The following is a 12,433-nucleotide window of genomic DNA, read 5'->3' as shown; positions in this document are numbered from 1 at the left end:
TCACCAGGCTCACCGCATCCGCCTTGAATTCATCGGAAAACCGACGTCGAGTCTTCTTGGTCATGAACACCTCCACTGCCTCCATTATGAGGCTTATCGGGGTGTCCGCTCCAATTGGACCACTTCAAAGTGAGGCATTCGGCGTTGCGCCGGTTTCACACTGGCCAGTCATGCTTTTCCCTCCGTCCAAAAGGTTTGGCTTGCTACGGGGGTTTCCGGCCGCATCGCTAGTCACGGTGGATATGCAGAAGATGGAGCTGTAGATCGAAGCCTGTCAGACCCGGCGGGAGCGGCAATTGCATCAGATGTGCCCCATGATGACGATTGGGCTACCGAGTTGCGGCCGTAACCATCGAAGGAAGACACAGGCAAGACGCAAGACGAGCATCCAGCCCCGGGAAGGAGGCGTCACTCCCCTGGTTTGGACGCTTCATGGGTGCTTTCTCTGACTCCAGCGGTTCGGTGTGTGCCTCCTGGAACCAGCGCTAGCAGCAATACCGCTATCAACATATAGGGGGCCGTCACATCAACGGTATAGATCATCGTACCCAGCCACGGGCCGAGCACGGTCCCCAGTCCCTGGGCTGCGCTGACGGTACCAGCCGCGGTTCCCTGTTCATGCGGTTCCACCGCATTGGCGGCCATCGCCGAAATGGACGGCCACAACAATCCCATACCGGCCGCGGACAGGAAGTAGCATAGGTACAGCAAGAAGGGCGTGACGGCGAAAACGGTACCCAGAAACGCCAGGCCGGCAAGTGCTGCGCCGAAGCGGATCAGAACTTCCGGCGGCCAGTAGAGGAAGCGAATCATGGCCTGGACAAGCATCAGGGCGATGCCGACACAGGTCAGGGCAATACCCGCGACCCGAGCGCCCTCCTGCGGCGCCAGCCCCAGCCGGTCGATGGCGTAGAAGCCGACCACCATCTGGGCGGTTGCGACGGCGAACATGCCGACGAACGCCAGGATCACCGGCCGCCGCAGGCGCCGATCTGTCAGGCGTGGCGGCGGCTGTAGGGCGGCCGACCGATGCGGCTGCCCGGTGCGTGGCAGCAACCACCAGGAGGTGCCGAAGGCCACTACCGGCAGCGCAGCAGCCACCAACAACGGCAGCACCAAGTCATAGGGCGCGATCAAGCCAGCCACGGCCGGGCCGATGACCATGGCGGACGCGCTCGCCATGCCGAGGGCCGCCATGGCCGCGGCGCGCCGGGCAGGCGGCACGTGGTCGGCGATCAGCGCCGCGCCAGCGGCCGGCACGGCGGCAAAGAAGGCGCCGGCCAAAGTGCGCCCGGCGACCAGCCCGGCAAGCGCCATCAGCGCCGGCATGCCATCCTCCAGCGCCAGTGCGGTGACCAGGCACAGTCCGGCGTAGGAGACCGCGAACCCGCCCAGGCCGCCGAGCAGCACCGGCCGCCTCCCGTGGCGGTCGCTGGCGCCGCCCCACGCCCGCGCGGTCAATATCCAGGCGAGCCCTCCCACCGTGACCGCTATCCCCATGTGCCACGGCGCCAGCCCCAGGCTGCGGCCGATCGGTCCGGCCAGGGCCGCAAAGGTCATGATCGCCATGGTGCAAACGAAAGACTGAAACATCAGCGGTTTCAGACCGAACGGCATCCTGTCCGGACCGGCCGCGGAATCACTTTTCCGCATGCTGCCTCCCTCTCAGGGTCGGGTGTTCCAAAGAGACGAGGGGGCCTCCGGTGGATTGCGTCTGCGCGGACCGGCCGCGGGGGATCATCAGGGGCGTGTGGCTCACGGGGTCTTCGATGATCACGCAGTCCAGCGCGAAAACCTCCGATACCAACTCCACGGTCATCAGTGTCGCCGGGTCCCCTTCGGCAACGATGCCGCCGTTGGCCATGACGATCAGGTGATCGGCATATCGGCAAGCCTGGTTGAGGTCGTGAAGGACGGCGACGAGGGTATGGTCGGCGACCCGGTTGAGGGCGCGGAACAACTCCAGGAGATCGATCTGGTGAGCGATGTCCAGAAACGTCGTCGGCTCGTCGAGCAGCAGCAGCGGCGTCTGCTGCGCCAGGACCATGGCCACCCACACCCTCTGGCGCTGCCCACCGGATAGCTGATCGACCTCCTGTTCGGACAGCTCCGTTACACCTGTCGCCGCCATGGCTTGGCTGACGGCCGTGGCGTCCTCGTCACTCCACTGGCGGAACAGGCCCTGGTGCGGATAGCGCCCGCGCGCCACCAGATCGACGACGGTAATGCCGGGCGGTGCCTGGGAGCTTTGCGGCAGCAGCCCTAACTGTCGGGCGAGTTGGCGCGTGGGCAGGCGGTGGATGTCCTTGCCATCCAGGCAGACCCGCCCAGCCAGCGGCGGCATGAGCCGACACAGACTGCGCAGCAGGGTCGACTTGCCACAGCCGTTGGGGCCAACGATAGCCGTGAACCGTCCATCGGGAATGCGCACCGACAGGTCTCGGCAGATGATGTGCTGTCCGTAGCCAAGGCTCAGGCCCTGTGCCTGTAGGCGGGCGGGCGCTGCAACGTCGGGTGCTTCAAGTGCAGTCATGGCAGTGGCCTCAACGGTCCGGAAGCAGCGCAGCCAATGGCTGCGCGTCGTTCCCACCGTCTTGATCTCCTGTTGCCCAGCGGGTACCGATTGGTTTTCCGCAGCTCTTGGCATGGAACCGCGGCAAGCTTAGAAGCGAAACGTCAGCGAAGCACCGATGACGCGCGGCTGCTGGAGAAGAGGCGTGGTTTCGTCATTGTTGAACACCAGGAGCCGGTCGTCGGAGTCGAACAGGTTTTGGGCATACACCGCGACCCTGCCGATGTCGAAGTCGTAGCCCAGCTCGGCATTTGCCAACCAGTGCGCCTGGATATTGCCCCGGTCATCGTTGTCCACGCCGGAGAAGTAATGGCTTGTATAAGTGACGTTGCCGCTAAGGTCGAAATTCTCGGCAAACATCCACGCTGCACCCATGCTGGCGGAGAGCTTTGGCGCGCGCGGCAGGTCGTGCCCCTTCGCATCGAGACCGGCGACGGCTTCCTTGATCTCGGTCCGCAGCGCGCCGGCCGAACCGAACAGCTCCAGCTCTGGAACCGGCTGCCAACGGGCGCCCGCCTCGAGACCGTAGGTCACGACCTTCTCGGCATTGCGAATCTCGATGTCGCCCGGCCCGAGGGTGATGGGCAACTGGTAATCATCATAGGTGTTGTAGAACAGGTTCCCGGTTAGCTCGACGCGACCGTCGGCCAACCGCTGGCGGCCGTACAGCTCGTAGTTCCAGACGTATTCTTCGTCATAGGTGTACGAGTTCCCGGTCGTGAAGGTGACGCCCGCGCCGCCGGCGTTGAAGCCGCGCGCGACCTTGAAGCCGTAGGTCTGACTGGTGCTGGGCTTCCAGGCTATGTCCAGCTTGGGCAGGAATGCGCTGAAGGTTTCGTCGAAGTCGATGGTCCGGGTGCGGTTGGCGTTGGACCCCGACCGCTCCCGATGCTCCTGCTCGTAGCGCCCAGCCAGGGTGACGTCCACCTCGGGCATCACGGCGTAGGTCAGCTCCGCAAAACCGGAACCGGTTCGCGTCGTGTCGTCGAAGGTGTAGGCCGAGACCGGCCGCGGCGGCAGGTTGTCGACCCATTCGTCCTGGTTGCTGTGGAAGTAGCGTAGCCCCGCCATGCCGCGCAGGCGCTCGTTGTCGGCGGTGAAGCGCGCCAACGGCTCGATGGACAACTCTTTCCCCTCGATATTCGCCGACGGAAGGCCAGGGGCAGCCAAGCGATCATTGGAAAAGGAGGTGTAGACGACTTTGTTCTCGAAGGAGAGGGTTTCGGACTGTTCCCACGACAGATCCCAGATACCGCTGGTCGACTCGACCTCGATCACTGGCTTGGACGGGTCGAAGCGGGGATGCCCCGGCGGTGTCGGCTGCGCCTCGTTCTGGGGGGCCCGGCTATCGTAATGGGAGACGGTAAGCATCGATGACATATCCGGCAGCCCGTTAGGCTCAAGCAGCAGCTTGGCTCGCGCGGTCGTGCTCTCGAACTCACGCGGGTCACCGACCGGATCATAGCTTGGCAGGTCGACGAAGCTCTCGCGCTGCTGGCGGTCGACGGCGATGCGAAACGACAATTGGTCGTCGACTAGAGGGCCTGACAACATGGCGGCGGCCTCGCGGGTCTCCTGGCCGCCGGCACCGAGTTTCACCGCACTTTCCCAGTATGGAGTCGGGTTCTTGGTGTCGACGATCACCGCGCCGGCGATAGAGTTACGCCCTTGGAGAAGGCTCTGGGGGCCGCGGTGAACTTCGACCTTTTCGACGTCCCACAACGAGCGCGGCCCTCGGGATTGTTCGGTGTAGGTCAGGGAACGACCGTCGATGGAGAGGTTCAGGCGCGGACGGCTGCCGGCCAGGAAGGCGACCGCCCCAGTCGCCGGCCCGGATCCATCGATGCCACGCACCGTCGGCAGGTCGTTGCCGCCACCGGTGTCGATCACGTTAGGGGTCAGGGAAAGCACGTCGTCGACGTAGGTGGCGTTAGGCGTCGACTCGATGCGCCAGTCATCGAAGACCTCGACGCTGGAACTCGTCTCCAGGATGGACCGGTCGACCTTCTCCCCCGTGACGCTGATCGTGGGCAGTGCATAGACGACGCCGGTCGGGGAGGCGTCATCCTGCTGCTCTTCGACCGTCTGCGCCCGAACGTCTCCGGCAACCACTAGGATCAATACGCCAGCCATGACGCCGGATAATGCCGTCACACGCTGGGTTTCGGCGCCGAGCGCGCAGCGCCCCGGCCCGGAGTGTTTCGCTCTCATCGATAACCTCCTCCACCTAGAGAGTTGATTGGCTTGCGCCCTGGTTCTTGTGCCGGCTGGCCATCGCCGGGTCTGGAACACGGGGCGGAACATCTATGGGCGACTCAAACGAGCGCCCAAGCAATCATCAGGGGTAGGCACAGGGGAAGGATAGTGAGGTTGATAAACAAATGCAAATGATCCGCAATCGTATATTAGCGAATCCGCTTCAGCTGCTGCCCGGACGAGGAAGCCCCCTTACAACTGGCGGCTGCGGGTCAGCAGCCAGATGAGGTAAATGCCGCCGACGATCCCGGTCATGCGACCGATCGGGACGCTGACGGCCAGGGGCAGCGACTGGGTCAGCAGGTCGGCAGCGAGCAGCAGGACGCTCCCCATGAGGCCGGCCGACAGGACCGGCAGTCCGGTGCCGCGGCACAGTCGGGCGGCTAGCTGGGGCGCGGCCAACGCGACGAAGGCAATTGGGCCGGCCGCGCCGACGGCCAGCGCCGCCAGGACCACGGCTGCAAAAATCATCGTCAGACGCACCCGCTCGACGCGAATGCCCAATTGGCTGGCGATGTCGTCCCCCATTTCGATCATCCGAAGGGCCGATGCGCCAGCCAGGACCACAGGCACCAGCAGTGCCGTTCCAATCATCACCGGCCATACATGGTCCCAGGTCCGCGCATGCAGGGAGCCGGCGAGCCAGAGGTTGGCCATCACCGCATCGTCCAGATCGCCCCGGACCAGCATCAGCCCGTTGAGGGCAGTCAGCACGGCGCCCACGCCGATGCCGGTGAGGATGAGGCGATAGCTGCCTACCACGCCGCCCTGGCGCGCCAGAGCGTAAACCGCCACTGCAGTCAGCACGCCGCCCACTACAGCAGCCATGGCTATGCATAGTGGATCTGGGCCCGACAAAATGATCTGGGCCAGCGCCCCGGTCGCTGCGCCGGTGGTAAAGCCGATGACATCAGGAGAGCCCAAGGCGTTACGCGACACCGACTGGAACACGGCACCCGAAATCCCCAGCGCCACGCCGACGAACAGCGCTGTCAGTACACGTGGCAGGCGGATGTTGAGGATGATGTGGTCGTGCAGGCCGCCGTCGCCCTTGCCAAGCAGAACGGCGAGGACGTGGCCGGGGCCGATATCCATCTTGCCCAGCGTCAATACCAGGGCCGCCGTCACCACCATGAGCATCGCGAGGACGGTGCCAACGACAAGCGCCCGCGGCGAATAGAGCAGCGACCAGCCGCCGTATCGCCACAGCCGGGTGTTCGGAGGAGCTTTCAGGGAGGGGAGCGCCTTGCTCATAGCCGTACCATGCGCCAGCGCTGCACCAGAACAATGAAGAAGGGCCCGCCGATGAGGGCAACCATGATCCCCACCGCCACCTCGCCGGGATGGCCCACCAGTCGTCCCAGTATGTCGGCGCCCACCACCATCAACGCCGAAAACGCCATCGAGAACGGCAACAGCCATCGATGGTCAGGCCCGACGACGAAGCGCGCGACGTGGGGCGCCGTCAGGCCGATGAAGCTGATGGGGCCGGCCGCGGCGGTGGCCGTGCCAGCCAGGACGATCACGATCAGGGCAGAGGCGATCCATACCACCCGTGGGCTGGCCCCTAGGGCCTTGCCGGAATCATGGCCCAGCGCCAGGGCGTCGAGCATCCGCGCCAGGGCGATGGAAGCCCCCAGGGCCAGAGCGGTGAGTACGGCGGTCGGCAGGAGGACATCGAATCCGCGCCCCTGCAGCGACCCTACGACCCAGTGGCGGAACTGGTCGAAGACCTGCTCGTTGCTGTTGACCGTAATGATCTGCGTCAGCGCCAGCAGAACGACGCTCAGGGCCGAGCCGGCCAGTACCAGCCGTACGGGATTGAGACCTTGGCGGATGCCGCCCAGCAGGTAGACGGCGACGCCAGCCAGCGCGGCGCCAGCCAGACCGAACCACAGATAGCCGGAAACGTCGATAATGTCGAAGAAGGCGATGGCCGCTACGATGGCCAGCGTAGCCCCGGCATTGACGCCCAGGATGCCGGGATCGGCCAGCGGATTTCGGGTCAGGGCCTGCATAATGGCGCCGGCCACGCCAAGCGCGCAGCCGACGACGATACCTAGCAAGGCGCGGGGAAGACGCAGATGCCACACCAGCAGGTGTTCGCTGTTGGCCGGGTCGAAGGCGATGATCGCCTGCACGGTGACCCGGGGCGGGATTGAGCGAGTGCCAATGAAGACGCTAGCCGCCGCCAGCGCCGCCAGCAGCACCGCGCAAAGCGCCAGCCCCCAATAGCGGCGCCTTGCCCGAAGGGCACGTGGGACGACTTCCTGCTGGCTTTGTTTCGGTCCGATACTGTGGGTGAAAATCGCTGCCCCCATTTAGGCCACGGCGTTCGGCCACGGCGTTACGTTCCGCCATCAGTCGTCTGAACAGTGCTCTGGTCATCGTCGCGGGCGAAACGCGCGACAAGGCCATCCACGATCTCGCGGGCACTGAAGAAGTCGATGCGGAAGGAGTTGACGCCAAGGCCATACACCTGGCCGCTACGCACGGATGGCAGGTTAGCCAGGATAGGGTCGCGCATGAAGGCCTCGGCGCGGTCGTCGTCGGCGCTGAGCAGGAAAGTGGTCTGCGCCGTCAATTCGGTCAGATGCTCGTACTGAGCGCGGACGAAGCCGCTGACGGGATTGGCGTCGCCGTGCCATTCCTGCGGCGGCGACTCCATGGTGAACCCTAGCGCGGTGAGCAGCCGGCCATGAGCACCGTCGCTGGTGGCAATGGGGTTGAGCGTTCCGGGACCGTTGTAGCTGATGATGTTGGCCCGGCCGGGCGGCACGGCGATACGCTTCCGCGATTCGGCGAGATAGGCATCGAAATTGGCCAGCTTCTCGGCGACCCGCGACTCAAGGCCGGTGGCCTGACCGAGGCGCGTAGCAAGCTCCTGCCAGGTCAGGCCGCCATAATCCAGGACGATGGTGGGTGCGATCTGCCGCAGCTCTTCAACCTGAGCGAGGGCGGAATCGCCGCCCCCGGCCGATACGACGATCAGGTCTGGACCGACAGCGTAGGCAGCCTCCAGATCGACGCTCCCGGCGGGCCAGAGCTTCTCCACCCCGCGCGCCTGAGCGACCGCCTCCCACTGAGCGAAGAAGTGCCCGTTGGTGGTGGTTGCAGTCGCGACCAGCGGTGCATCGATGGCCAGTAACGTTCCGCTGATGGTCACCGAAGTCGACAGGATGCGTTGCGGCCGGTTCGGAATGGTCGTCCGACTCCCGTCGGCATTGCTCACGGTGCGAGGCCAGCCGGTTGTGACATCGGTCTCCTGCCCAGCATGTGCGGTATGCGGCGCATATACCGCCACCACACCCACCAGTGCCATGACCGCCGCCATCCGCGACATCAGGGACAACATCTTCTTCCCGAAAGGCACGCTTTCCTCCTGACGGACTTGGTCGGGCAACGGTTCGGCCAGCCCATAGCGGGGCTATGGCCGATGACATTAGCTCAGAAATGGATATCGATTCAATATGGAAATGAAGAACATTCTCAAACCGGCATGCCCTGGCGAAGGCCGCCAGTGGCCGAGGAGCGAATGGAGGATCTTTTTTCACACGCGGAGGGGTTAGCCGATGACGCGTCAAAAAGGAAGTGACGGCAGAGACATGCAAAGTTGATAAAGAGATTGAGTCGCATTAACATGTGTGAACGAAACAGTAGCGCGGCCTCGAAACCGGTAGTGACCGTCGCGCGCCCGGCACGAGACCTGGATCATGAACGCATCGCAAGCCGAAGCCTCCCAGCCCCCATCGGAAGCCGCACCAGATGGCGCTGCACCGCTGTCGCGCCGCCGCATAGACGCGTGGTCGATCATGCGCCCCGTGCGCGGGCAGATTCGCTATGGCATGGCACTGGCGGCGGTCTCATCGCTGCTGGGCCTGGTGACCATGGCCCTGCTGGCGCTGACGGTCAAAGCGTTGATCGAGGCTCCCGACCAGTGGCCAGGGGCACAGATGGCAGGCGTGCTGGCCTGCGCTATCGGCACTTACATGGCACGCCTGGGCGCCTTCAACCAGTCGCATTATGCAGCGTTCCGGCTGGAGCGCATCCTGCGCATGCAGCTCAGCGAGCGCCTGGCCCAAGTGTCGCTGGGATACGTGCAGAGTCAGGGCGCGGGCGCGCTGACCAAGGTCATTCATGATGACGTCAAGGCCCTGCACGTGTTCGTGGCCGACAGCACGCCGCTGTATGCGCGGGCCTACGTCACGCCAGTGGTCGCCTTCGGCCTGTTGGTGTGGCTCGACTGGCGGCTCGCGCTGGCAGCCCTGGCCGTTGTAGTGCTGGCCTTCGGCATCCTGCGCCCGGCCCTGCGCCGGCGCGGCGAGATGGCCCGCCTGTACAACGACGCCCGCGAACGGGTGAGCGCGGCGGTCGTCGAGTTCGTCCAGGCGATGCCCGTGGTCCGGACCTTCGACACCGGGCATGCAATCTTCGGGCGCTATGAGAAGGCCCTGAATGCCTATCTGTCCGTCCTGACGCGCTGGTATCGGGAATCGGGTTTCCCGGCCCGTTTCTCGTGGGTGATGTTGAGCCCGATGCCGACCCTGGCGGTGGTGCTGTGGCTGGGGGCCGTTCTGGTCTGGCAGGAGGAGCTGGATCCAGTGCGCTGGCTGGCCGCGCTGCTGCTGTGCACCGGCATGGCCGAAGCGATAATGCCGGCCATGATGCTCCGCCACATGATCGAGAAGGTCAAACTCAGCATCGTCCGTATCCAGGAGGTGATGGCCGCGCCGGTTCTGCCGGTCCCCGAAGGTGTGGGGGAACGGCCACACGACGCCAGCGTGCGTTTCGACCGCGTGAGCTTCAGCTATGGGGCCACCGACGCCGAGGCCCTCAGCGACGTCAGTTTCGACGTGCGCCCCGGCACGGTCACCGCCCTGGTCGGCCCCTCAGGCGCCGGCAAGAGCACCGTGGCCCGGCTGATCCCGCGTTTCTGGGACGTTACCGACGGGCGCATCCTGGTCGGCGGGGTCGATGTGCGGCGGATGCACTCCAACGACCTGCTGCAGCACGTCGCCTTCGTCTTCCAGGATACCTTTCTGTTCGCCGACACCATCGCCGCCAACATCCGTCTGGGGACCCCCGATACCGGCATGGACGACATCATCTCCGCGGCCAAGGCGGCCCAGGCGCACGACTTCATCATGGCGCTGCCTGAGGGCTACGACACCAAGGTCGGAGAGCGCGGCATCTTTTTATCGGGGGGGCAGCGGCAGCGCATCACCATCGCGCGCGCCCTGCTGCAGAACCGGCCGATCCTCGTTCTGGACGAAGCCACAGCCTTCGCCGACCCGGAAAACGAGGCCGCCCTGATCGAAGCACTGTCCCGGCTGATGCAGGGCAAGACGGTCATCATGGTGGCGCACCGCTTGGCGACCATCCGCGACGCGGACCAGATCCTGGTGTTCGATCGCGGGCGTCTGGTCGAAGGCGGCCAGCATGACGACCTTGTCGCGCAGGGCAGCACCTATGCCCGCCTATGGCGCAGCTATGAGATGGCCCAGTCTTGGTCGCTGGGCAAGGCCGGACAGGCTTCTGTCACGAATCAGGACTCGACGCCATGAACGAAAGCGCAACTCGTCAACACAGGACCGGCCCGACACCCTGGCGTACGACCTACCGACAGTTGATCGACACCGTCGGGCCCGGGGCCGCCCGCATGCGACGCAGCCTGATCGGGCTGCTGGCCGCGGCAGTCGTACAGGGCCTGGCGCTGGCCTGCATCGTTCCACTGTTCACCGCCATGCTCACTCAGCGCGACATCACCACTGCCCTGTCCTGGCTAGGGGCGTCGACGGGACTGATGGTGTTCAGTTCGGTGCTGCGCTGGCGGGCCCAGGCTTTCGACTTCGACGGCCAGATGGCGCAGGCGACCCACCGCCTGCGTACCCGTTTGGGCGAACAGCTACGCCGAATCCCGCTGGAAGTTCTTCAGGACAAGCGTACCGGCGAGATGAACTCCACGGTGCTAAACAACGTCGATGAAAACCTGCTGACCACTCTGACCATCCTCAATCTGATCTTCATCGCCGTGGTCACCCCCCTGACCACGGCGGTCGCGCTGCTGGCCGTGGACTGGCGCATGGGCGTAGCCCTGTTGCTGGTATTTCCCGCCATCGTGCCGCTCTATCGCTGGCGGCGCCCGGCCTTGGGGCGCGGCAAGCGCATCCTGGGTGAGGCGCATCAACAGGCCAACGCCGACGTCCTCGAATACATGCAGGGGCTGCCGGTGCTGCGGGCTGCGTGCCAGGCCGGCGCCAAGGCCGACCGCTTGGCCACGACATTCAAGCGGCTGGAGGAGATCCAAGCCTACGGGCACCGCAAGGGTGCCAAGCCCAACATTCTCGTCGCCAGCATCGTCGAGCTGGGCCTGCTGTTCGTACTGGCTGTGGGCGTGCTGTTCGTGCTCGACGGCTCGCTGGACGTCGCCGTGCTCGCCGCCCTGCTAGTGATCATGGCGCGCTTCTTCGAGCCGCTGTCCACATTCATCCTCTACACGGCGATCCTCGAGCTCATCGAATCGGCCCTGGAGCGTATCTCGGCCCTTTTCGCCATAGAGCCCCTGGAGCAACGCGAGCCCGCCGACGTGCCGTCGCGCCACGACGTCGCCTTCGAAAGCGTCACCTTCCAGTACGCCGGTGCTGGCAGTCCGTCGATCAGTGAGTTCAGCGCGACGCTGCCAGAACACAGCTTGACCGCCCTGGTCGGACCATCGGGGTCGGGCAAAACAACCCTGACGAGGCTGCTCCTGCGCCACTTCGATCCACAGGTCGGCAGCGTTCGAATCGGCGGCGTGGATCTGCGGAGCATTCCGGTCGACCGTCTGAATGACCTGATATCGGTAGTCTTCCAGGACGTCTACCTGTTCGACGATACGGTAATGAACAACATCCGCATGGCTCGCCCCGATGCCACCGACGGCGAGGTCCGGGCGGCGGCCGAGGCCGCGCACTGCCTGGATTTCATCGCCCGCCTGCCGCAGGGCTGGGAGACCCGCCTGGGCGACATCGGTGGACGCCTATCCGGGGGCGAGCGGCAGCGCATTTCCATCGCCCGCGCCCTTCTCAAGGACGCCCCTATCGTCATTCTCGACGAGCCGACCGCGGCCCTGGATACCGAGAGCGAGATCTCGGTTCAGCGCGCCATCGACGCCTTGGTGAGCCACAAGACGGTGCTGGTGATCGCCCACCGCCTATCGACCATCGTCGGGGCCGACCAGATCCTGGTGCTGGAGGACGGCCGACTGGTTGAGAGTGGCCGCCATGACGAGCTTCTGGCCGTCTCCGGCCGCTATCGGTGCATGTGGGAAGCGCAGCAGAGAGTCAAGAACTGGCACGTCAACGCCACCGGGGCAGGCGCTGCGGTCTGATATCGTCCCAGTGTTCACGAATCGTGGCGAGCTGTTTGTCGATGATCTCCCTGGCATGGCCTTGGCTCAGGCCCACTCGCTGGACGATACCGCATGACATCAGATGTTTTTGAGATGCTTTCCAGGCAACCCGCCTCCCAGGACTTTTCAACGGAATTCGAGCGCCTCTTCACCTGAGCATGGCCGACACTCTCCACTGCCAGCCCCCTGACGCGGTATCCTGATGGCGTGACGCA

8 protein-coding genes are annotated in these 12,433 nt (G+C 64.9%); 2 read left to right on the top strand and 6 right to left on the bottom strand.

The window, feature by feature from the left end; all coding sequences use genetic code 11:
• Positions 1-408: 408 nt before the first annotated feature.
• From GFD32_RS14505 to fepB, 6 genes are all read right to left on the bottom strand, one after another.
• Positions 409-1,653, bottom strand: a complete 1,245-nt coding sequence (locus GFD32_RS14505) for an MFS transporter (RefSeq protein ID WP_163577313.1) — start codon at positions 1,651-1,653, stop codon at positions 409-411.
• Positions 1,640-2,590, bottom strand: a complete 951-nt coding sequence (locus tag GFD32_RS14500) for an ABC transporter ATP-binding protein (RefSeq protein ID WP_320416222.1) — start codon at positions 2,588-2,590, stop codon at positions 1,640-1,642. Before GFD32_RS14500 ends, GFD32_RS14505 begins: the two co-directional genes overlap by 14 nt.
• A gap of 72 nt (positions 2,591-2,662) precedes the next feature.
• Entirely contained in the window at positions 2,663-4,783 is a 2,121-nt protein-coding gene (locus GFD32_RS14495) for a TonB-dependent receptor (protein WP_205599138.1), read from the bottom strand.
• A 237-nt stretch (positions 4,784-5,020) separates the two neighbouring features.
• A complete protein-coding gene (locus GFD32_RS14490; protein ID WP_163577312.1) occupies positions 5,021-6,082 on the bottom strand; it encodes a FecCD family ABC transporter permease in 1,062 nt (353 codons plus the stop codon).
• On the bottom strand, positions 6,079-7,149 hold the full coding sequence (locus GFD32_RS14485; protein WP_163577311.1) for a FecCD family ABC transporter permease: 1,071 nt from the start codon (positions 7,147-7,149) through the stop codon (positions 6,079-6,081). The genes GFD32_RS14490 and GFD32_RS14485 overlap by 4 nt, the downstream gene beginning before the upstream one ends.
• A 26-nt stretch (positions 7,150-7,175) precedes the next feature.
• Positions 7,176-8,201, bottom strand: coding sequence for a Fe2+-enterobactin ABC transporter substrate-binding protein (gene fepB, locus GFD32_RS14480; protein WP_205599137.1), 1,026 nt, complete (start codon positions 8,199-8,201; stop codon positions 7,176-7,178).
• 340 nt (positions 8,202-8,541) lie between these two features.
• Here fepB and GFD32_RS14475 point away from each other — a divergent pair, with 340 nt between their 5' ends.
• Entirely contained in the window at positions 8,542-10,392 is a 1,851-nt protein-coding gene (locus GFD32_RS14475; RefSeq protein WP_205599136.1) for an ABC transporter ATP-binding protein, read from the top strand.
• On the top strand, positions 10,389-12,197 hold the full coding sequence (locus tag GFD32_RS14470) for an ABC transporter ATP-binding protein (protein WP_163577310.1): 1,809 nt from the start codon (positions 10,389-10,391) through the stop codon (positions 12,195-12,197). The genes GFD32_RS14475 and GFD32_RS14470 overlap by 4 nt, the downstream gene beginning before the upstream one ends.
• Positions 12,198-12,433 lie beyond the last annotated feature (236 nt).

It is taken from the genome of Halomonas faecis, assembly GCF_010993975.1.
Taxonomy (GTDB): Bacteria; Pseudomonadota; Gammaproteobacteria; order Pseudomonadales; family Halomonadaceae; genus Halomonas; species Halomonas faecis.
Note: the sequence above shows the minus strand (reverse complement) of the source record. Positions and strands in the feature narration are given on the sequence as shown.

Coding starts and splice junctions, on each gene's coding strand:
- GFD32_RS14505 (WP_163577313.1), bottom strand. CDS start 1,653: ATGCGGAAAAGTGATTCCGCGGCCGGTCCGGACAGGATGCCGTTCGGT.
- GFD32_RS14495 (WP_205599138.1), bottom strand. CDS start 4,783: ATGAGAGCGAAACACTCCGGGCCGGGGCGCTGCGCGCTCGGCGCCGAA.
- GFD32_RS14490 (WP_163577312.1), bottom strand. CDS start 6,082: ATGAGCAAGGCGCTCCCCTCCCTGAAAGCTCCTCCGAACACCCGGCTG.
- GFD32_RS14485 (WP_163577311.1), bottom strand. CDS start 7,149: ATGGGGGCAGCGATTTTCACCCACAGTATCGGACCGAAACAAAGCCAG.
- GFD32_RS14475 (WP_205599136.1), top strand. CDS start 8,542: ATGAACGCATCGCAAGCCGAAGCCTCCCAGCCCCCATCGGAAGCCGCA.
- GFD32_RS14470 (WP_163577310.1), top strand. CDS start 10,389: ATGAACGAAAGCGCAACTCGTCAACACAGGACCGGCCCGACACCCTGG.